Origin of the sequence: Thioclava sp. F36-6 (assembly GCF_002020305.1) — a bacterium.
GTDB lineage: Bacteria > Pseudomonadota > Alphaproteobacteria > Rhodobacterales > Rhodobacteraceae > Thioclava > Thioclava sediminum.
On record NZ_MPZX01000001.1, the window covers coordinates 1,145,611 to 1,167,464 of the forward strand.

The 21,854-nt window shown below is 64.8% G+C and carries 14 protein-coding genes; 10 read left to right on the top strand and 4 right to left on the bottom strand.

What is annotated here, in order from left to right; all coding sequences use genetic code 11:
• The first annotated feature begins 6 nt into the window (after positions 1-6).
• From nuoL to BMI88_RS05305, 6 genes are read left to right on the top strand one after another with little or no spacing between them, the layout of a single operon-like run.
• Complete coding sequence (nuoL, locus tag BMI88_RS05280) at positions 7-2,196, top strand: NADH-quinone oxidoreductase subunit L (protein ID WP_078546626.1); 2,190 nt, start codon at positions 7-9, stop codon at positions 2,194-2,196.
• Positions 2,196-3,734: an NADH-quinone oxidoreductase subunit M gene (locus BMI88_RS05285; protein WP_078546628.1), complete on the top strand. Its 1,539-nt coding sequence runs from the start codon at positions 2,196-2,198 to the stop codon at positions 3,732-3,734. Before nuoL ends, BMI88_RS05285 begins: the two co-directional genes overlap by 1 nt.
• A gap of 11 nt (positions 3,735-3,745) precedes the next feature.
• Positions 3,746-5,185, top strand: a complete 1,440-nt coding sequence (gene nuoN, locus BMI88_RS05290; protein WP_078546630.1) for an NADH-quinone oxidoreductase subunit NuoN — start codon at positions 3,746-3,748, stop codon at positions 5,183-5,185.
• Entirely contained in the window at positions 5,175-5,927 is a 753-nt protein-coding gene (locus BMI88_RS05295) for a biotin--[acetyl-CoA-carboxylase] ligase (RefSeq protein WP_281480145.1), read from the top strand. Before nuoN ends, BMI88_RS05295 begins: the two co-directional genes overlap by 11 nt.
• A gap of 16 nt (positions 5,928-5,943) precedes the next feature.
• Positions 5,944-6,720 (top strand): type III pantothenate kinase, encoded by a 777-nt coding sequence (locus BMI88_RS05300; RefSeq protein ID WP_078539517.1) that lies wholly within the window; start codon positions 5,944-5,946, stop codon positions 6,718-6,720.
• A 47-nt stretch (positions 6,721-6,767) separates the two neighbouring features.
• A complete protein-coding gene (locus tag BMI88_RS05305) occupies positions 6,768-8,390 on the top strand; it encodes a ribonuclease J (RefSeq protein ID WP_078547290.1) in 1,623 nt (540 codons plus the stop codon).
• Positions 8,391-8,524: 134 nt separating this feature from the next.
• Here BMI88_RS05305 and BMI88_RS05310 read toward each other — a convergent pair whose 3' ends face one another.
• Positions 8,525-10,105, bottom strand: coding sequence for a DEAD/DEAH box helicase (locus BMI88_RS05310; protein ID WP_078546634.1), 1,581 nt, complete (start codon positions 10,103-10,105; stop codon positions 8,525-8,527).
• A 284-nt stretch (positions 10,106-10,389) separates the two neighbouring features.
• Here BMI88_RS05310 and BMI88_RS05315 point away from each other — a divergent pair, with 284 nt between their 5' ends.
• Positions 10,390-12,270 carry a sodium:proton antiporter gene (locus BMI88_RS05315; protein WP_078546636.1) on the top strand — a complete coding sequence of 627 codons (1,881 nt, stop codon included), beginning with the start codon at positions 10,390-10,392 and terminating at the stop codon, positions 12,268-12,270.
• 3 nt (positions 12,271-12,273) lie between these two features.
• On the opposite strand, the gene BMI88_RS05320 is transcribed toward BMI88_RS05315, so the two are convergent.
• The 3 genes from BMI88_RS05320 to BMI88_RS19470 form a co-directional block, all read right to left on the bottom strand.
• Positions 12,274-13,158, bottom strand: coding sequence for a M23 family metallopeptidase (locus tag BMI88_RS05320; RefSeq protein ID WP_168173943.1), 885 nt, complete (start codon positions 13,156-13,158; stop codon positions 12,274-12,276).
• Between the two features lie 95 nt (positions 13,159-13,253).
• Positions 13,254-15,572 (bottom strand): ATP-dependent Clp protease ATP-binding subunit ClpA, encoded by a 2,319-nt coding sequence (gene clpA, locus BMI88_RS05325; protein WP_078546640.1) that lies wholly within the window; start codon positions 15,570-15,572, stop codon positions 13,254-13,256.
• A gap of 261 nt (positions 15,573-15,833) precedes the next feature.
• On the bottom strand, positions 15,834-17,219 hold the full coding sequence (locus BMI88_RS19470; RefSeq protein ID WP_168173944.1) for an HPP family protein: 1,386 nt from the start codon (positions 17,217-17,219) through the stop codon (positions 15,834-15,836).
• Between the two features lie 207 nt (positions 17,220-17,426).
• Between BMI88_RS19470 and BMI88_RS05340 the strand changes: the two genes are divergently transcribed.
• The 3 genes from BMI88_RS05340 to BMI88_RS05350 all read left to right on the top strand — a co-directional run bounded on the left by BMI88_RS05340 (position 17,427) and on the right by BMI88_RS05350 (position 21,851).
• The gene (locus BMI88_RS05340) at positions 17,427-19,223 is read left to right on the top strand and encodes a tetratricopeptide repeat-containing sulfotransferase family protein (RefSeq protein WP_168173945.1); all 1,797 of its coding nucleotides are present in this window, start codon (positions 17,427-17,429) and stop codon (positions 19,221-19,223) included.
• A gap of 133 nt (positions 19,224-19,356) precedes the next feature.
• Positions 19,357-21,156 carry a tetratricopeptide repeat-containing sulfotransferase family protein gene (locus BMI88_RS05345; protein WP_078546644.1) on the top strand — a complete coding sequence of 600 codons (1,800 nt, stop codon included), beginning with the start codon at positions 19,357-19,359 and terminating at the stop codon, positions 21,154-21,156.
• A gap of 62 nt (positions 21,157-21,218) precedes the next feature.
• Positions 21,219-21,851 carry a LysE family translocator gene (locus tag BMI88_RS05350; protein WP_078546646.1) on the top strand — a complete coding sequence of 211 codons (633 nt, stop codon included), beginning with the start codon at positions 21,219-21,221 and terminating at the stop codon, positions 21,849-21,851.
• The last annotated feature ends 3 nt before the right edge of the window (positions 21,852-21,854 follow it).

Sequence of the window (21,854 nt, forward strand, 5' to 3'; positions counted from 1 at the left end):
GGGACGATGGAAACGATCATTCTCTTTGCGCCGCTGGTCGGTGCGATCCTTGGTGGCTTCGGCTGGCGGGTGATCGGCGAAAAGGGCGCGATGGTCCTGACCACGGGCCTTCTGTTCCTCGCCGCTCTGCTCAGCTGGATCGTCTTTCTCACGCTGGGCGATCAGACGCAGCACATTCACGTCCTGAACTGGATCACCTCGGGGGAGCTGGACGTCTCCTGGGCGATCCGGATGGACCGACTGACCGCGATCATGCTGATCGTGGTGACGACGGTCTCCTCGCTCGTGCATCTCTACTCGTGGGGCTACATGGCCCATGACGAGAATTTCGACGAAGGCAAGGGCGAGAACTACAAGGCGCGCTTCTTCGCCTACCTGTCCTTCTTCACCTTCACCATGTTGATGCTGGTGACCTCGGACAACCTGCTGCAGATGTTCTTCGGCTGGGAAGGCGTCGGTGTCGCCTCCTACCTGCTGATCGGTTTCTACTACAAGAAACCCTCGGCCAACGCGGCGGCGATGAAGGCCTTCATCGTCAACCGTGTCGGCGATTTCGGCTTCCTGCTGGGGATGTTCGGTCTGTTCTACATGACCGGCTCGCTGCAGCTGGACGACGTCTTCTCGGCGGCGCCGGCCTTGTCAGAGACCAATCTCGACTTCCTCTGGGGGTCCTGGAACGCGGTCGAGCTCTGCGCTTTCCTGCTCTTCGTGGGTGCGATGGGTAAATCGGCGCAGCTCTTCCTGCACACATGGTTGCCGGATGCGATGGAAGGCCCGACGCCTGTGTCGGCGCTGATCCACGCCGCGACCATGGTGACCGCGGGCGTGTTCCTCGTCTGCCGCATGTCGCCGGTCTACGAATACGCTCCGCATGCGCAGACCTTCATCGTCGTGATCGGCGCCTCGACCGCCTTCTTCGCCGCGACCGTCGGTCTGGTGCAGAACGACATCAAGCGCGTCATCGCCTATTCGACCTGTTCGCAGCTGGGCTACATGTTCGCCGCGGCCGGTGTCGGCGTCTACTCGGTGGCGATGTTCCACCTGCTGACCCACGCGTTCTTCAAAGCGCTGCTGTTCCTTTCGGCGGGTTCGGTCATCACCGCGATGCACCACGAGCAGGACATGCGGAACTATGGCGGCCTTCGCAAAAAGGTGCCGCTGACCTTCTGGGCGATGATCTTCGGTACGCTGGCGATCACCGGGGTCGGTATCCCCTTCACGCCGATCGGCTTCGCGGGCTTCCTGTCGAAAGACGCAATCATCGAGAGCGTCTGGGGCGGTTCCGGCGCGGGCTATGCCTTCTGGCTTCTGGTCATCGCGGCGGCCTTCACGTCCTTCTACTCGTGGCGCCTGATCTTCATGACCTTCTTCGGCAAGCCGCGCGGCGATCATCATGCGCATGATCACGCGAAGGAAAGCCCCTGGGTCATGACGGTGCCGCTGGTGGTCCTGTCCTTCGGCGCGATCTTCGCCGGGATGATCTGGTACAACGTCTTCTTCGGCGATCACGCGAAGCTGGTGAAGTTCTTCGGGCTTCCGGCCCATGCCGAGCAAACGGCGGATGCGGGTCACGCGACGAATGGCGAGGCTGCGCAGACCGGCGAGGGCACCCATGGCGCAACGCCGCCGGTGCCGGATGCGACCATGTCTGAAGATCAGGCCGAGGCCGAGCTGATGGACGAGGCCAAGACCTCGCCGGATGTCGGCGTCTCGACGGCGGTGATCAAGTATCCGGGCGTCGCACCTCAGGGCGCGATCTACATGGGTCAGGAAAACGAGGTCATCGACAAGGCGCACCACGCGCCGGCCTGGGTCAAGGTTTCGCCCTTCGTGGCGATGCTTGCAGGGCTTCTCGTGGCATGGCTGTTCTACATCAAGGACACCAGCCTGCCGAAGCGGTTCGCCGAGGCGCAGCCGGGCCTTTACCGCTTCCTGCTCAACAAGTGGTATTTCGACGAGCTGTACGAGCGCATCTTCGTGCGCCCGGCGCTCTGGTTCGGCTATCAATTCTGGAAGAAAGGGGACGAGGGCTCGATTGACCGAGTTATCGACGGCATGGCCGTCGGCATCGTCCCGACATTCACGAGGTTCCTTAACAGGATGCAATCGGGCTATCTGTTCCACTACGCCTTCGCCATGGTGATCGGGATTGTCGGTCTCATGCTCTGGGTCGTCCTCAACGGGGGGGCGAACTGATGCAACACCTGCTTTCCATCGTCATCTTCACGCCCGCCGTGGCGGCGCTGATCCTCGCGCTGGTTCTGCGCGGCGGCTCGCCCGAGGCGGACCGGAACGCGAAATGGGTGGCGCTGACCGCGACGTCGGTCACCTTCCTGATCTCGCTGTTCCTGCTGGCCGGGTTCGACCCGTCCAACACCGGCTTCCAGTTCATGGAGAAATACTCCTGGATCATGGGGTTCCAGTACCGCGTGGGCGTCGACGGCCTGTCGATCCTCTTCGTGATGCTGACCACCTTCATGATGCCGCTGGTGATCGTCGGTAGCTGGAACGTCACCGACCGCGTGAAGGAATACATGATCGCCTTCCTCGTCCTCGAGACGCTGATGGTGGGCACCTTCGTCACACTCGATCTGGTGCTGTTCTACCTGTTCTTCGAAGCGGGCCTGATCCCGATGTTCCTGATCATCGGTATCTGGGGGGGCAAGCAGCGCGTCTACGCCGCGTTCAAGTTCTTCCTCTACACCTTCTTCGGCTCGGTCTTCATGCTGGTGTCGATCATCTACATCTACTTCCACACCGGAACGACCGACATGCCGGGGCTGCTCGTCTACGAGTTCCCATACACACCGGTGCACATACTCGGGATAACGATCCCCGGCGGGGTGCAAACGCTGCTCTGGCTCGGCTTCTTCATCTCCTTCGCGATCAAGATGCCGCTCTGGCCGGTGCACACCTGGCTGCCTGCCGCGCACGTGCAGGCGCCGACGGCCGGTTCGGTCGTGCTGGCCGCGGTGCTGCTGAAGCTCGCCGATTACGGTTTCCTGCGCTTCTCGCTGCCGATGTTCCCGGTGGGCAACCTCGTGGTTGGCCCCTGGGCGATGTGGCTCGCGGTGATCGCGATCATCTGGACCTCGCTCGTGGCGCTGGTGCAGACCGATATCAAACGCGTCATCGCCTATAGCTCGGTCGCGCACATGGCCGTCGTGCTGCTCGGGATTTTCTCGGGCACGCAGCAGGGCATCGAGGGCGGTATCTTCATGGTTGTCGCGCACGGTTTCACCTCGGCGGCGCTGTTCCTCGCGGTGGGTGTGGTCTACGACCGGATGCATACGCGCGAGATCTCGGCCTATGGCGGCCTGGTGAAGCGCATGCCCGCCTATGCGACGATCTTCATGTTCTTCACGATGGCCAATGTCGGCCTTCCCGGCACCGCCAATTTCGTCGGCGAGTTCCTGATCCTCGTGGGCGTCTTCCAGGTGAATACGTGGGTTGCGCTCTTCGCCACGACGAGCGTGATCCTGTCGGCGGCCTATGCGCTCTGGCTCTATCGCCGGGTCGTCTTCGGCGATCTGATCAAGGAGAGCCTGCGTGCGATCACCGACCTGAGTACGCGCGAGAAATGGATCTTCGCGCCGCTGGTCGCGATGACGTTGCTGCTCGGTGTCTATCCCGATCTCGTGACCAACATCATCGGGCCGTCGGTGACGCAACTCGTCCAGAACTATCACGATGCCTTGCCGGACAACCTTCTGTCCGACCTGGTCGAACACTGAGGAGCTGAGGGATGACTTCTGCGGATTTCTCGATCGTCCTTCCGGAGTTTTTGCTCGCCATCTACGCGATGGTGGCGCTGCTCGCGGGTGTGTGGTTCGGCAAGGACAAACTTGCGCCGACCCTGCTGTGGATCACTTCCGGCGTCATGCTGGTGATCGCGGCCTGGATCGGTCTGGCCGAGGTAGGGTCGCATGAGGCCTTCGGTGGCCTCTTCATCGACGATGCGTTCTCGCGCTTCACCAAGGTGATGATCCTTGTGTCGGCTGCGCTGGTGCTCGCGATGGGCACCGATTACATGCAGCGCCGTGGGTTGCTGCGCTTCGAATACCCGATCCTCGCGACGCTGGCCGTCATCGGCATGATGATGATGGTCTCGGCGGGCAACCTGATGTCGCTCTATATGGGGCTCGAGCTGCAATCGCTCGCGCTCTACATCGTGGCTGCGCTGCGCCGCGAGAGCGAGAAGAGCTCGGAAGCCGGTCTGAAGTACTTCGTGCTCGGCGCGCTGTCCTCGGGCATCCTGCTCTACGGCGCCTCGCTGACCTATGGCTTCGCGGGTACCACGCAATTCGCGGGTATCATCGGGGTGGTTCAAGAAGGTCACCTGCCGATCGGCCTTCTGTTCGGCATGGTCTTCCTGATCGCCGGTCTCGCCTTCAAGGTCTCGGCGGTGCCGTTCCACATGTGGACGCCCGACGTCTATGAAGGCTCGCCCACGCCGGTCACCGCCTTCTTCGCCACCGCGCCGAAAGTGGCCGCGATGGCGCTGATCGCACGGCTCGTCTTCGACGCCTTCGGTCAGGTCCCGGCGGAGTGGGGCCAGATCCTCGCGCTGCTCGCGGGCCTGTCGATGGTCTGGGGTTCGGTCGCGGCAATCGGTCAGACGAACATCAAACGCCTGATGGCCTATTCCTCGATCACCCATATGGGCTTCGTCCTGCTGGGCCTCTCGGCGGGCACTGCCGAGGGTGTGCAGGCGATGCTGACCTATATGGCGATCTACGTAACGATGAATGTCGGCGTCTTCGCCTTCATGCTCTCGATGGAGCGGGACGGCCAGCCGGTGACTGATATCAAATCGCTGAACCAATATGCCCGTCAGGATCCGACCAAGGCGCTGGCGATGCTGGTGCTGCTGTTCTCGCTTGCAGGCGTGCCGCCGTTCCTGGGCTTCTTCGCCAAGTTCGCGGTGCTTCAGGCGGCGCTGCATGCGGGCTATATCTGGCTCGTGCTGCTGGGCGTGATCGCCTCGGTCGTGGCGGCCTTCTACTACCTGCGGATCGTGTTCTACATGTATTTCGGCAAGGAGACGGACCCGCTGGACAACCGGATGCCCGCGATCCAATGGGGGCTTCTGATGGTCTCCGCGCTGGCGATGCTGCTCGGTATCTTCAACCTCTTCGGCATCGAGGGCGCGGCCCAGGCTGCGGCGGCGGCTCTTGTCAACTGAGCGCGATGACTGGCCCGAGGGTGTGGCGCGACACGTCCTGCCCTCGGTCGATAGCACCATGGATGAAGCGGCCCGGCTAGCGCCGGGCCTCTCCGGTTCAGCGTGGATCTTCGCGCATGAGCAGACCGCCGCCCGCGGTCGGCGCGGCCGTGCCTGGCGCGCGCCCGCGGGCAATTTCTCGGCGACGCTTGTGATGCGGCCCGAGGGCGGGCTGGGGCAGGCGGCGCTCTATTCCTTCGTCGCGGCTCTGGCGCTCGAGGCGGCGCTCGCTCATGTCGGGGGGCCGCATGCGCGGCTCACGATCAAATGGCCCAATGACGTCCTGCTCAGCGGTGGAAAGATCGCGGGCATCCTGCTGGAAAGTCTGCGCGGCGGAGAGCAGATCGCGATAGGCATCGGGGTGAACCTCGCGCAAGCGCCCGATCGCAGCGAGGTCGAGCCCGAGGCGATGGCTCCGGTCAGCTTGATTGGCGAGACCGGGATGCAGATCGCTCCGGTCGACTTCCTGCCGATGCTGGCGCAGGCCTTCGATCACTACGATCGGCAGTTCCGCGATTACGGCTTCGACGCGATCCGCAATGCGTGGCTCGCCCGCGCGGCACGTCTGGGCGAAGAGATCACCGCCCGGGTCGGCAACGAGACCTATCGCGGCACCTTCGAGACCATCGACGAGACCGGCGCGCTGATCCTGACCACGCCAGAGGGCCGTCGCGCCATCTCGGCTGCGGATATCTTTTTCTGAGCGGAAAGGGGGAGCCATGCTTCTCTGCATCGACTGCGGTAACACCAATACGGTCTTTTCGGTCTGGGACGGGACGGATTTCGTCGCCACATGGCGGATGGAGACCAATCACCAGCGCACGGCGGACGAATATTTCCTCTGGCTGTCGGGCATGATGCGCGTGCAGGAGATCGCGGGCTCGATCACCGAGGTGATCATCTCCTCGACCGTGCCGCGCGTCGTCTTCAACCTGCGGGTCCTGTCGAACCGGTATTTCAACTGTCGCCCGCTGGTGGTGGGCAAGCCCGAATGCCGCCTGCCGGTCGAGCCGCGCGTCGATCCGGGCACGACGGTCGGGCCGGATCGCCTCGTGAACACGGTGGCGGGCTATGACCGGCATGGCGGCGATATCGTCGTCGTCGATTTCGGTACCGCGACCACCTTCGACGTGGTGGCCTCCGACGGGGCCTATATCGGCGGCGTGATCGCACCCGGCGTCAACCTGTCGCTCGAGGCGTTGCACGCTTCCGCCGCCGCCCTACCTCATGTCGACGTGACGATGCCCGAAAAGGCCATCGGCACGAATACCGTCGCCTGTATCCAATCGGGCGTTTTCTGGGGCTATATCGGCCTCGTCGAAGGCGTCGTGCGCCAAATCCGGCTCGAACGCGACCGGCCGATGAAAGTCATCGCGACCGGTGGTCTGGCCGAACTGTTCTCGCAGGGCTTTGACCTCTTTGACAGTGTGGATTACGACCTTACCATGCACGGCCTTCGCCTCCTCAACGACTATAACAAGGATCTTCCCGCGTGAGTGACAGACTGATCTACCTCCCCCTCGGCGGCGCCGGCGAAATCGGCATGAACGCCTATGTGTACGGCTACGGCCCAGAGGGGAAAGAGCGGCTGATCGTTGTCGATCTGGGCGTGACTTTCCCGGATATGGACGGCACGCCCGGCGTCGATCTGATCTTCGCCGATCTCGAATGGCTGGAAGCGAATGCCGACCGGATCGACGCGATCTTCATCACCCACGCCCATGAAGACCATATCGGCGCGCTGCCCCATGTCTGGAACAAGCTGCGCAAGCCGGTCTATGCGCGGGCCTTCACCGGCCGCATCGGTCAGCTGAAGCTGGAAGAGGCGGGGATCCCGCCCGAGACGATCCAGATCGTCGAGCCGCGCCCGAAGGTGATCGAAGCCGGTCCGTTCAAGGTGCAATTCGTGCCGATCTCGCACTCGATCCCCGAAAGCTCCGGCCTCATCATCGACACGCCCGCCGGGCGCGTTGTCCACACGGGCGATTTCAAGCTCGACGGCAACCCGATCGTGGGCGAGCCCTTCGAGCCCGAGATGTGGCATGCCATCGGCAAAGAGGGCGACGGTGTGAAGGTTCTGGTGAGCGATTCCACGAATGTCTTCTCGCCGCTGCCGGGCCGGTCGGAGGCCACGCTGGCCGAACCGATCTCGGAACTGATCCGCGCCCAGACCGGCATGGTCGTCGCGACCACCTTCGCCTCGAACGTCGCGCGCCTGAAGACGCTCGCCGAGGCAGGCAAGGCTGCGGGGCGCTCGGTCTGCCTGCTTGGCCGCGCGATGAAGCGCATGGTCTCGGTCGCGGAAGAAACCGGGGTGCTCAAGGGCATGCCCGGCACGATCTCGGCGGAAGAGGCGAGCGATGTGCCGCGTCAGAACCTGATGCTGATCGTGACCGGCTCTCAGGGCGAGCGCCGCGCGGCCTCGGCCCAGCTGAGCCGTGGCAAATATCTGGGTCTCGAGCTGAAAGAGGGCGACACATTCCTGTTCTCCTCGAAGACCATTCCGGGCAACGAGCGCGGCGTGATCCGCATCATGAATGCGTTCTCCGAGATGGGCGTCGACGTGGTGGACGATCACGGCGGGCTCTATCACGTCTCCGGCCACGCGAACCGCCCCGATCTGGAAGCCGTCCATGAACTGCTCGCGCCGAAGATGCTGATCCCGATGCATGGCGAGCACCGTCACCTGCGCGAGCACGCGAAGCTGGCCTCGGATAAGGGCATCGCGTCAGAAGTCGCGACGAACGGCACGATGATCGACCTGACCGGCAAGACGCCGAAAGTCGTCGAATATATCGAAGCGGGCCGCACTTACCTCGACGGTTCGGTGCAGATCGGCGCGATGGATGGCGTGGTGCGGGACCGGATGCGTATGGCGCTGAACGGGCTGTGCCTCGTGACCCTGATCCTCGACGAGGAAGACCAGCCGCTGGGCGAGCCCTGGGTCGAGCTGAACGGCCTGCCGAAACTGGGCCGCTCGGGCGCGCCGCTGGCCGAGACGATCGAAGACGAGATGACGCAATATCTCGAACGCGCTTCGATCAAAGTCCTCAAAAATGACGACAAGATCGACGAGGGCCTGCGTCGCATCGCGCGTCAGGTCTCGATGGAAGAGATCGGCAAGAAGCCCGAAGTGATCGTCGTCACCAGCCGCCTGACCGATTGAGCGTGGCTCCGCGCCCGCAAGGGCGCGGATCGCCCTAGGCGCAGGCGGGCAGGGGCGCGCGCCATCCTTCAAGACAAAGAAAAACCCCGCCGGAGGAGGCCTCCGACGGGGATATTTTTACCAATACGAAAGTGTCAGCTGTCCGCTTTGTCCTCGGCGGTCTCCTCAACCGCGCCGGGGCGGAAGGAGACGGTGAGGAAATCCGGAACGTGATCGCCCATGCCCACGACTTCGTTGTCGCGCTCGCGGCGGTTGCGTCCACCGCGCGACCTGCGGGCATTGCCGCCTTCGTCGGAAGACTGGCTGCGCGATTGCGGCTTCGGAGCGCTCGCGGCCTCGGGGGCCTCGCTGCGGGCCTCTTCGGGCTGAGCCTCGGCCGTCTTGGGGGCCTGCTCCTCCTGCTGCTCCTGCGGCGCGGCGCTTTGCGGCTGCTGCGTCTCTTCGCTGCGCTGGTCGCGTTTCGACCCACGCCCGCCACGATCCCGGCTGCGCCCGCCGCGCGAACGACCGCCCTTGGCGTCTTCGCGCTTGCGCGCCGGTTGCTTCGCACCTTCGGACAGCTCGAAATCTTCCGGCGGTTCGGCGCGCGGGATTTCCTGCTCGACGAGGCTTTCGATCTGACCGAGGAATTTCTCGTCCGACGGGACCGCGATCGAGATCGCCGTGCCCTTGCGGCCCGCGCGACCCGTGCGGCCGATCCGGTGGACGTAATCCTCGGCATGCATCGGCAGGTCGTAATTGAAGACGTGGCTCACCGAGGGCACGTCAAGACCGCGCGCGGCCACGTCGGAGGCGATCAGCAGCTTGAGCTTGCCATCGCGGAAATTCTCGAGCGTGCGCGTGCGCTGGCTCTGATCGAGGTCGCCATGGATCGGGGCGGCGTCGAAGCCGTATTTCTGCAGGCTCTTGGCGACGATATCGACATCGACCTTGCGGTTACAGAAGACGATCGCGTTGGTGCAGGCCTCGCCCTCGGCCGAGATCACCGCGCGCAGCAGTTCGCGCTTGGCCTTGGCCGTCTGGTCGCGGCGCGCCGGTTCGATCTGGATCAGCTTCTGGGTGATGTTCGCACCCGTGGTCGCCTGACGCGCAACTTCGACCCGCGTCGGCGCATGCAGGAAGGTGTTGGTGATCCGCTCGATCTCAGGGGCCATCGTGGCCGAGAAGAACAGCGTCTGGCGCGTGAACGGCGTCAGCTGGAAAATGCGCTCGATATCCGGGATGAAGCCCATGTCGAGCATCCGGTCGGCCTCGTCGACGACCATGACCTTCACGTCGGTCAGGATCAGCTTGCCACGCTCGAAATGGTCGAGCAGGCGGCCCGGCGTCGCGATCAGCACGTCGACGCCCTTGTCGATCAGCTTGTCCTGCTCGCCGAACGACACGCCGCCGATCAGCAGCGCGCGGGTCAGCTTGGTGTTCTTGGCGTAGAGGTCGAAGTTCTCGGCGACCTGGGCTGCCAGTTCGCGCGTCGGGCAGAGCACGAGCGAGCGCGGCATCCGGGCGCGGGCGCGGCCCCGGCGCAGCAGCGTCAGCATCGGCAGGGTGAAGCTGGCGGTTTTGCCGGTCCCGGTCTGCGCGATGCCGAGCACGTCCTTGCCTTCGAGCGCGGGCGGAATGGCGCCAGCCTGAATGGGCGTGGGCTCTTCGTAGCCAGCGTCGACAACGGCGGAAAGGACTTTCGGGTCCAGCTTCAGATCGGTGAATTTAGTCATGGGTTTCCTTGGTTTACCTTTGATCGCGTCCTGTCGCGACCCGCATCGGGCGGGGCCGCTGTCGGGCGCTTTAGGAACCGGGCGCCCAGGAGAAGCTCCGCCGGATTACGGAGCTTGACTGCGCCCTACCGGATTGCGACGCAAAGGTCAATCTTTTCAGGGGGTGACCCGGGGCTGCGCGCGGAACATAGCGCGGTCCTGCGCGATATTCGGCCTCTTGCAAAAGGGCACGGAACCTGACCTCCTGAACGGGGTTTGATCCGGAAGCGTGACGAGGGACAGGTATGGCAGTTGCGGAATCGGCGGGTCTCGGCCCGGTATTGGCCTTTGCGCTGGTGGGTGTGTGCGGTGTCGGGGCGCAATGGCTGGCCTGGCGCCTGCGCCTGCCCGCCATCGTGATCATGCTGGTAGCCGGGCTCATCGCCGGGCCCGCGACGGGCCTTTTGAACCCGAGTCGGGATTTTGGCGACTTGCTCAGTCCGTTGATCGCGCTCGCGGTGGCGGTGATCCTGTTCGAGGGAGGATTCTCTCTCGATTTCCACCGCTTGGGCGACGCGAAAACCGGGGTCCGGCGACTGGTCTTCATCGGCGCGCCTCTGGGCTGGTTCCTCTCGGTGCTCGCGCTCGTTTGGGGCGCGGGGCTCAGTTGGGAAAGCGCGGCTGTTTTCGGCGGCATCATGGTCGTTACCGGCCCCACGGTGATCGCGCCGCTTCTGCGCACGGCAAAACTCGCCCGCCGCCCCGCGCGCCTGCTGCAATGGGAAGCCATCGTGAACGACCCGATCGGCGCGCTCGCGGCGGTTCTGGCCTTCGAGGTGGTGTTCACGCTGCGATCCAACTTGCCGATGGGCGAGGCGGTGTGGCATCTCGCGCTAGGTATCGGCTTTGCGGCCGCGATCGGCGGCGCGATCGGCTGGGGCATCGCGCGCAGCTTCTCGCGCGGGTGGGTGCCGGAATTCATGAAGGTGCCGGTGCTCTTCGCGACGCTTCTGGCCACCTTCGCGGTGACGGACCATGTGCTGCATGAAAGCGGGCTGCTGGCGGTCACCGTAATGGGGCTGGTGATCGGCAATGCCGACCTGCCGTCCTACGAGGAACTGCGCCGCTTCAAGGAACATGCGACGGTGCTGCTGGTCTCGGGCGTGTTCATCCTGCTCGCCGCGAATATCGAGATCGACCAGCTGGCCGCGCTCGACTGGCACGCGCTCCTCTTCGTTATTCTCGTGGTGCTGGTGGCGCGGCCGCTGACGGTGCTGATCTCGCTGATCGGGACAGCACTGCCGCGCAACGAGCGGCTGCTGATCGCCTTCACGGGCCCGCGCGGGGTGGTGCTGGTCGCGGTGGCGGGCCTCTTCGGGCAGCGCCTGGCCGAGATCGGCGTCGCGGACGGGTTGCGGATCGGGCCGCTGGCCTTCGTGCTAGTGCTGGTGACGGTGATCGTGCACGGCTTCACGCTGGCGCCGCTGGCGCGGAAGCTGGGGCTGGCCAATGCCGACAAGCCGGGGCTGCTGATCGTGGGCGGCTCGCGCTTCACCACGGCGCTGGCCGAGACGCTGAACAAGGCCGAGGTGCCGGTGCTGATCACCGACCCGAACCACGCCCACCTGATCCGCCCGCGCGCCAATGGGCTCAAGACCTTCTACGGCGACATCCTCGGCGAGGCGGCGGAGGACAAGGTCGAGCTGATGGCCTATTCGACCCTGCTCGCCGCCACAGATAACGACGCCTACAACACGCTCGTCGCGACCGATCTCGCGCCCGAGCTGGGCCGCGACAAGGTCTGGCAGGTGCCGCGCCAGAAGGACGACCGCGAGCGTCACGCGCTGCCGACGCAACTGGGCGGGCGGCGCTTTGGCGAGGGGCGGACGCTGGAGAATTGGGAGAAGCTGCTGTCCGAGGGATGGCGTTTCCGCGTCACCCGGATCACCGAGGAATACACGCTGACCCAGTGGCGTGAGAAACGGCCCAAGGCGAAGCCCGTGATGGTCGTGGCGAAAAGCGGCGATCTGCGCTTCGTGATCGATCCGGCCGAAATGAAGGTCGAGCCGGGCGGGCGGTTGATTTCGCTCCTGCCGCCCGAGGCCTTCGAGGAAGAGACCACGCAGAAGGCCAAGGCCGGGGAGAAGCCCTCGGGTCAGCCGGGGCCTGCCGCGCGGATTCCGTGAGGGCTAGTCGATCCGGGCGGTGAGGGTTCGACGGGCGATCACCGCGCCGTCGCGGCTGAGCGTGATCTGGCCGTCGTAGCGCCCCTTCGGCCATCCGCCCGGCGGGGCTTTCTTGCCGACATAGCGGAAGAACCGGGCTTTTGACGCGTCGACCTCGCTGGTCGTCCTGATGCTGATCCCGTCCGGGCCGGTGATCTCGAACCCGATCGTGTCCCCAGTTCGCAGGCCGAAGCCGTAGCCCCACAAGATAAGCGCGGGTGCGGTGTCGCTGGGCGGGGGCAGGGGCGCGCCAGCTAGGATTGTCTCGAAGCGTGGCACGGTGGCGGTGAGCCCGGCGTCGAGCCAACCGCTCGGCCGATAGGTGATCGGGGCGGTCCAGAGCGTTTGCGTCGCATCGCTGGCGCAGGCGTCCTGCATGTCAGGGTCGAACGGGTCAACTACGGTGTCCTCGTGGCGCAGCGAGAGATGCAGATGCGGGAATTCCGCTTGGCCCGATTGTCCGACGAGGCCGAGCGGTTCGCCGGCTTTTACCCGGTCGCCCCGGTTCACGGAAATGGAGCCTTCGCGCAGGTGGCAATATTGGGTCTGCCAGCCGTGTCCGAGATCGATGGTGATCCCGTTTCCGCATTCCTTGCCGGAAACCGTTAGCCCGCTGGCATAAGCCCCGTCGGGTTCCCCGTCGCGGGTGGCGATCACCCGGCCCGGGGCGGCGGCGATCACCTGCACGCCCGCCTGCATCTGCGCTTCGGTCAGCAGCGCGAAATCGGTGCCCTTGTGGCCGTCATAGGTCAGCCCGCCGCAGCCCGCATCGCGCACACCGGAGCCGGGGTCGCGGTCGACGTAGTTCTGGATGAAGCAGTCCTGGCCAAGCGTGCACTCGACAGGCATCTCCAACTTCGGCGCGTCGGATAGAAAAGTCCCGGCCATGCAGGGCACGGCCGGGACGAGTAGGCTTATCAATACCGCGCGGAGCACGGTCTAGATCATTCGGCGGTCAGCAGGCGCGGCTTGGAGCCGGAGATCCGCTTCTTGCCCGGTTCCTCGACCTTGATGACGATCTTGTCGTCCTTGACCGAGACCTTGGCGACGCCGCCCTTGGTGAGCTTCCCGAAGAGCAGCTCTTCGGCGAGCGGCTTCTTGATATGCTCCTGAATGACCCGGCCAAGCGGACGCGCGCCCATCTTATCGTCGTAGCCCTTCTCGGCGAGCCAGTTCGCGGCGGCCGGGGTGAGCTCGATATGGACGTTGCGGTCGATCAGCTGCGCTTCGAGTTGCAGCACGAACTTGTCGACCACCTGCAAGATCACCTCGCGCGGCAGCGGCGCGAAGCTGACCACCGCGTCCAGACGGTTGCGGAACTCGGGCGTGAAGGTCCGCTCGATCGCGGCCGTATCCTCGCCCTCGCGCCGATCGCGCCCGAAGCCGATTGCGGTCTTCGCCTGCTCGGCGGCGCCCGCATTCGAGGTCATGATCAGGATCACATTGCGGAAGTCGACGGTCCGGCCGTTATGGTCGGTGAGCTTCCCGTGATCCATCACCTGCAGCAGGATGTTGTAGACATCCGGGTGGGCCTTTTCGATCTCGTCCAAGAGCAGCACGCAATGCGGGTGCTGGTCGACGCTGTCGGTCAGCATGCCGCCCTGATCGAAGCCGACATAGCCCGGAGGCGCACCGATCAGACGCGAGACCGCGTGCTTCTCCATGTATTCCGACATGTCGAAGCGCATCAGTTCCACGCCGAGCGTATCGGCGAGCTGCTTGGCGACCTCGGTCTTGCCGACGCCGGTCGGGCCCGCGAAGAGGTAGTTGCCGATCGGCTTCTCCGGCTCGCGCAGACCCGCACGGGCCAGCTTGATCGCGGAGGACAGCGTTTCGATCGCCTTGTCCTGACCGAACACGACGCGCTTGAGGGACTTCTCGAGATCCTTGAGCACCTCGGCATCGTCCTTCGAGACCGATTTCGGCGGGATCCGCGCGATCTTGGCGACGACCGCCTCGATCTCTTTCGGGCCGATGGTCTTGCGCCGCTTGCTTTCGGCCACGAGATGCTGGGCCGCGCCCGCCTCGTCGATCACGTCGATCGCCTTGTCAGGCAGCTTGCGGTCATGGACATAGCGCGCCGACAGTTCCACCGCCGTCTTGATGGCGTCATTGGTGTAGCGGATGTCGTGGTGCTTCTCGAAATAGGGCTTCAGACCCATCAGGATCTTGATGGAATCCGGCACCGACGGCTCGTTCACGTCGATCTTCTGGAACCGGCGGCTCAGCGCGCGGTCCTTCTCGAAGTGCTGGCGGAACTCCTTGTAGGTGGTGGAGCCCATGGTGCGCAGCTTGCCGCCCTGAAGCGCGGGCTTCAGGAGGTTGGACGCATCCATCGCGCCACCCGAGGTCGCGCCAGCACCGATCACGGTATGGATTTCGTCGATGAAGAGGATCGCGTCGGGATGCTCTTCGAGCTCCTTCACGACAGCCTTCAGACGCTCCTCGAAGTCGCCGCGATAACGGGTGCCCGCGAGCAGCGCGCCCATATCGAGCGAGTAGATCGTCGAATTGGCGAGGATCTCCGGGGTTTCGCCGCGCGTGATCTTCAGCGCGAGGCCTTCCGCGATCGCGGTCTTGCCCACGCCGGGATCGCCCACCAGAAGCGGGTTGTTCTTGCGACGGCGGCAAAGCACCTGAATGCAGCGCTCCACCTCGTGCTCGCGCCCGATCAGCGGGTCGACATCGCCCTTCTCGGATTTCGCGTTGAGGTTCACGCAGTATTTCTCGAGCGCGGAATCCTTGGCTTCGGCCTGGGTCGCCCCTTCGGCTTTGGCCTCTTCCTCGGCACCCGACACCGGGCGCGTTTCGCCGAACTCGGGGTCCTTCGCCACGCCATGCGCGATGAAGTTCACCGCGTCGTAGCGGGTCATGTCCTGCTCTTGCAGGAAATAGGCGGCGTTGCTTTCGCGTTCCGCGAAGATCGCGACGAGCACATTGGCCCCGGTCACTTCCGAGCGGCCCGAGCTTTGGACATGGATGGCCGCACGCTGGATCACGCGCTGGAAGGCCGCGGTCGGCACGGCTTCCGAACCTTCGATTTCGGTCACGAGGGTGGACAGCTCATCGTCGATGAACTCCACCAAGGTCTGGCGCAATTCGTCGGTATCGACGGCGCAGGCCTTCATCACCCGCGCGGCGTCCGGCTCGTCGATCAAGGCGAGGAGCAGGTGTTCTAGCGTCGCGAGTTCATGCTTTCGGGCATTGGCGAGCGCCAGCGCCCCGTGGATTGCCTGTTCGAGCGTATTGGAAAACGACGGCATTATCTGCTCCTTTCCTCGGAGGGCGGCGCGGGAGGATACCCAGCCTAGTGTTGCCCTATAAGATTAAAGTTCGGTGGAAATCGCCGCGCTTCAAGTCTTTTCATGCCCAAAATCCGACCGGACTCCGATTCGTGCGGAAAAAACGGTCATTTAACGGGCGCGACGGTGCAGGGATACCGATGAGGCGCGCAATATCTAGGGGGGTTGCGTGTGACCTCTCCTATATGGGGAGGGTTTTCGCGCGTTCAAGCGTATTGCCGGTTACTTGGGCGACTCGCCGCGGCTTTCAGCGGTGTCGTATTGCGTGTCCTCATAGACCGGCGGACGGCGCGCGGTGCTTTGGTGCAATTCCGCCGCCAGTTCGGCCTCTTCAGGGTCAGTGTTGCCCGCGCGCGCAGGCGTGTCGTCACCGCGTGCGGCGGGCGGCGATTTGGACGAGGGCTCCTCTGCGGAGGTGTCATCCTCTTCGTCGTCGTAGACTTCCTCGTCGAGCTCCGCCTCGCTATGGGCTGCGGGTGAATGTTCCAGCAGCAGCGCCATGATGTCGGTCCGGGTCAGGATCCCGACGAGCCGACCGCTTTCGGTCACGGGCACGACGCGCGCCTCGCGCCGGGCCAGCCGTTCGAGCAATTCGCCCACCGGCGTGTCGCCCTCGACGGTCTCGATATCGGTATGGAAGATCGCGCGGACCTCGGCCTCGGGCGGGGCTGCGCGGAACCGCAGCGGGCGGCGCAGGATGTCGAATTCCTTGAACAGCTCATCGAGCGCGTCGTGCTGATCGACCACGCCCAGATAATAGCCGGAATTGTCGACCACCGGCAGCGTGTGCACGTTGAGCGCGGTCATCTTGCGCACGATTTCCGACAGCGGCGCTTCGGGGCTGACGGTGACGGGGTTCTGCGTCATCAGATCGCGCACATGCGTATCGGCGAGAAGCGACTCGGCAGCGCGATGTTCGGCCACCGCCATCAGCCGCGCCAGATCGGCCGGGTCCATATTGGCCGACTGGTTGAACTCGACCAGCAGGTTCGACAGGTCGCGCTGGCTCAGCGAGCGGGCCGGGCCGCGGGCGCGTCCGACATGGGCCGGGTGATAGGCGAGCGGGCGCGTGGGGTAGGAAATTCCGAACAGCCGGTTCCAGAGCATCGCGAACCCGATCATCAGCACGGTCATCACCGCGATCGGGAAAATTGCGAAATCGAAGCCGAGCCGTCGTCCCGCCTCGTGTTCCAGCACCACCAGCAGCGCGATCCCGGCTGCGGGCGGATGCAGCGCGCGCGCCGCCATCATCGCCGCGATCGACCCGCCCACCGCGAGCCCGTCTGCATAGGGCGGCGGCGTCACCATCAGCACCGCGACCGGCACCACGGCAGAGATCATCATCCCCATCATCGCGGACCACGGCTGCGCCAGAGGCGAATTCGGCAAAACGAACAAGAGCACCGCCATCGAGGCGAAGCTGGAGACGAGGTAGATCCCCGCCTGACGCGAATGGGGCAGGGTGGCCACGATGAAGGTCACGACGAGGATCGCCACCCCCGCACCGACCGCGCCGCGCAGAATGTCGACCGCGGGTCTGCGCCCCATGGAGGGGCCGAAGCGGCGCAACTGGCGGCGGACATTCTTGGGCAGGTGTGAGATCGGCATCGGTTCGCTAGGGTCGGAAAAGGTGAAACAGGTATCGCGCCTGCCACGCGCGGATGCAAGCGCGGGGCGGCGAGGGCGCAGTGGCGCGGCGTCGCCGGTTCGGGTCTGGGTGACGACTGCAAGGGCGTCTGGCACCTTGCCATCATGCGCGGTGCCTCTATGGTGCGGCGCGACTTTACAGGCGGGACAGAAGACGGAGACAGCGCAATGGCCGGACCGATAGACAAGACGCTGCGCACGGCGAAGACCCATGCGAAAAGCGGGGCCTTTGCCGAGGCCGAGGCGCTCTATCGCGAGGTGCTGGCAAGGTTTCCCGGCAACAAGCGCGCGCAAGCCGGGCTGGCCGAGATCGCGCAGACCCGCGCCTCCACCCGTCCGATGAACCCGCCGCGCCCGGTGATCGACCAGCTCTTCGGGCTCAAGAAGTCGGGCCGTGACCGCGAGGCCGCCGAGGCCGCCGCCCGTGTCCTCAAGCAATTCCCGCGTGCGCCGGCAGCGATGGAAGTCCGTGCAGCGGCGCTCTCGGCGCTGGACGATCACGAGGGGGCGGCGGCGCTCTATCGCGAATTGGTGGGAATGTTCCCTGACGCGCCCGACGCGCATGGCAGCTACGGCAACGAACTGATGGCGCTGAACCGCGATGACGAGGCCGTGGCCGAGTTCGAGCGCGTGTTGGAATTACGGCCCGGCGATCCGGTTTCGCTTAACAACATCGGCAATGCGAAACGCCGGGCGGGTGACGACAAGACCGCGCGCAAACTTTATCAGGCCGCCCATGAGGCTGCGCCCGATTTCGCCGAGGCACAGCTGAATCTGGGGAATATGCTGGCGAAAGATGGAGAGCTGGAGGAGGCGGAATTCCACCTCAAGGCCTTCTTGCACAAAGTGCCCGATCACTATCTGACCCTGTCGTCGCTGGGCGATCTCTATCTCGCAAAAGGCGATAAGCAATCGGCGCGCGAGAGCTACGAGCGCGCTTTGCACTACCGGCCCGGCTTCCCGGATGCACTCGCCGGGCTCGCCCATATCCAGCGCGCCACAGCGGACGATCCGCTTTTCGATGCGCTCACGGCTTCGCTCGCGCAGCCGGGCCACAGCGCGAAGCAACGCGCGGGGCTCGAATTCGCGCTTGGCAAGCTGCGCGAGGAGTCGGGCGAGACCGAGGCCGCTTTCGGTCATTACACGCGCGGCAATGCGCTGCGCAAAGAGGCTCAGGGCTACACCATTGCGCGCGACGTCGAGCGTTTCGCTCAGATCAAACAGGCGTTTCCCGCCCCGCCCGCCGAAATTCCCGAAACCGCGCCTGATGGCCCCGAGCCGATCTTCATCGTCGGCCTGCCGCGCTCGGGCACGACCCTGACCGAGCAGATCATCTCGGCGCATCCGCAGGTCGCACCGGGCGGAGAGCTGACCGAGCTGAGCCAACAGTTCAACGAGTTCGACTGGACCGATCCCGATCTGCTGGCGCAGAAAGCGCCCGAGATCCGCGCCGAGTATCGCGAGAAACTGCGCAAGCTCGGGCAGGGCGCGCCCTTCGTGACCGACAAGATGCCGCTCAATTTCCGCTGGTTGGGCGAGATCCGGGCGCTTTTCCCGCAGGCGAAGATCGTCCACACCAACCGCGACCCGCGTGCGGTGATCTGGTCGATCTTCCGGCTCAATTTCAGCTCCGACGGCAATGATTACGCCTATGATCTGGATGATCTGGTTGCCTATCATGGCCTCTATCGCGACCTGATGGCGCATTGGCGCACGCTGTTCGGCGCGACGCTTTACGATCTCGATTACGAACAGCTGACCGCGACGCCGGAGCCGGTGATCCGCGACATGCTGGCCTATCTCGAACTGCCTTTCGACGAGGCGTGTCTTCGCCCGCAGGACAATACGCGCATCGCGCGCACCGCGTCGCGCGATCAGGTTACGAAACCGATCTACAAGGGCAGCTCGCAGGCGTGGGAGAAATTCGCGCCCCATCTGGAGGCAGCTTTCGCCAAGCTCGATTAAGCCTGGGCTTGTCCTCTGAAGACCCCGCCGATTCAGTCGGGCCTTGAGCCATGTCGCTGCGACCGGCCCTTAGCCGCGCTTGTCATCGTCCGGGTGCTCGCTATGGTCGGGACGATTTTGCGAAGGAGAGCCAATGGCTGGGTCCGTTGACAAGATTCTGCTTGCCGCGCGTGGTCATGCAAAGCGTGGGGAAATCGCGCAGGCCGAGGCGCTTTACCGCGAGGTGCTTGGGCGCTTTCCTGGCAACAAACGCGCGAGAGCGGGGCTTGAGGCACTGGGACAGGCCAGCAAGGCGAAACCCGCCGCGGGGCCGCCGCGCGCGCTGGTGCAGCAGTTGATGGGGCTGATGCAGACGGGGCGCAATCGCGAGCTAGTCGACCAGGCGAACCGCGCGCTGCGGATCCATCCTGACACCATACTGTTGCTCGAATTCCGCGCGGCGGGGCAGGGGGCGCTGGGCGATCATGCCGGGGCGGCCGAGACCTATCGCCGCCTGATCGCCTTGCGCCCGGATCATGCCGATACGCACGGCAATCTGGGCAATGAGCTGATGGAGCTGGGCCAGCACGAAGACGCAGTCGCTCAGTTCGAGCGCGTGTTGGCGCTGCGCCCACGCGATCCGGTCGCGCTCAACAATCTGGGCAATGCGCTGCTCGCGCTCGGGCGCGAGGCCGAGGCGCGCACAAGGTTCGAGGCCGCGCTCGAGGTCGCGCCGAATGATGTGCATATGCTCAATAATCTGGGCAATCTGCTGCTGAACGAGGGGGCTTTCACCGGGGCGCGGCTCCGGTTGGAAAAGGGGCTGTCGCTCGATCCGCGCCATGTGTTGCTGTTGAACAATCTTGGCATCGTGCTTCTCGCACAGGGCGACATCGCGGGGGCGCAGGCACGGTTCGAGGCGGCGCTGGCTGCTGACCCGAGTTATGCCGAGGCCTGGTGGAACCTCTCGCCCCTGCATCGCTTCGTGCCGGATGAGCCGCTGCTTTGGCAACTCGAGACACAGGTCGCGGCGGAAGGGCATTCGGAGCATGACCGGATGCTGCTCGAATTCGCGCTGGCCAAGGCGCAGCATGATGTGGGCAGGACCGAGCGGGCCTTCGCGCTCTGGCACTCGGCCAATGCGCGGCGCAAGGCCGAGCTGGGCTATGACATCGCGCAGGACCGCACGCTGTTTGCGCAACTGCGCGACCGGTTCGCCGAGCCCCATCCGCCGATCCCCGAGACCGAGGTCGACCGGGCTGCCCCGGTGCCGATCTTCCTGCTGGGCCTCCCGCGTTCGGGCACGACGCTGGTCGAGCAGATCGTCACCCAGCACAGTCAGGTCGCGCCCGGTGATGAAATAGCCACGCTCGATCGCGAGATGAGCGCGCTCGACTGGAGCGACCCGGAGGCCCTGACCCGGGAGGCGGGGCGCATCCGAGCCGCCTATTACGAGACGCTCGCCGGGCTGGCCGATGGCAAGCCCTTCGTGACCGACAAGATGCCGCTCAATTTCCGCTGGATCGGCGCGATCCGGGCGCTGTTTCCGCGCGCGCTGATCGTCCATGTCCATCGTGATCCGCGCGCGACGCTCTGGTCGATCTATCGCAACTTCTTTTCCAGCGCGGGGAATGGCTACGCGCATGATCTCGACGATCTCGTAGCCTATCACGGGCTCTATCGCGATCTGATGGCGCATTGGGCGACGCAGCCCGGCACGATCGTCGATTGCGACTACGAGGCGCTGACGGAAGACCCCGAGGCGCGCAGCCGCAGGTTGATCGAGGCTCTCGGGCTACCTTGGGAGGATGCCTGCCTGCGCCCTCAGGACAACGCCCGCACGGTTGCGACCACGTCGAACACGCAGGTGCGCAAGCCGATCTACAAGGGCAGCTCGCAGGACTGGGAGAAATACGCCCCGTATCTGGAGGCAACCTTCGCGAAGCTCGCCTGAGCGCGGGCTTGCGACGCGCAGGGGCCGCGTTAATCTGCACGGACCACTGAGAGAGCCCTCCGATGCCCGACCTGTCCCATATTCTCGCCTTCGGTGCCGTGGCCCTCGCCATGGTGCTGAGCCCCGGTCCCAACATGATCTATCTGGTGTCGCGCACGATCTGTCAGGGGCGAGGCGCGGGGATGATCTCACTGGGTGGGGTGGCGCTGGGTTTCGTCTTCTACATGCTTTGCGCGGCCTTCGGGATCACTGCGATCGTGCTCGCCGTGCCCTATGCCTATGACGCGCTGCGAATGGCCGGGGCGCTCTATCTGCTTTGGCTGGCATGGCAGGCCGTGCGACCGGGCGGGCGCTCGGCTTTCGAGACCCGCGAGTTGCCGATCGACGGGCCGCGCAAGCTGTTCGTGATGGGGTTTGTCACCAACCTGCTCAATCCGAAGATCGCGGTGATGTATCTGTCGCTGCTGCCGCAATTCATCGAGCCCGCGGCGGGATCGGTGCTGGCGCAGTCACTGGCGCTGGGCGCGGTGCAGATCGTTATCTCGGTGGGCGTGAACGCTGCAATCGTGATGGGCGCCGGCGCGATGGCCCGGTTCCTCGCAGCGCGCCCGCTCTGGATGCGGGTGCAACGCTGGGCGATGGGGACGGTGCTCGCCGCGCTGGCTCTGAGCGTGCTGCGCGACGCGCGACGGTGAGAC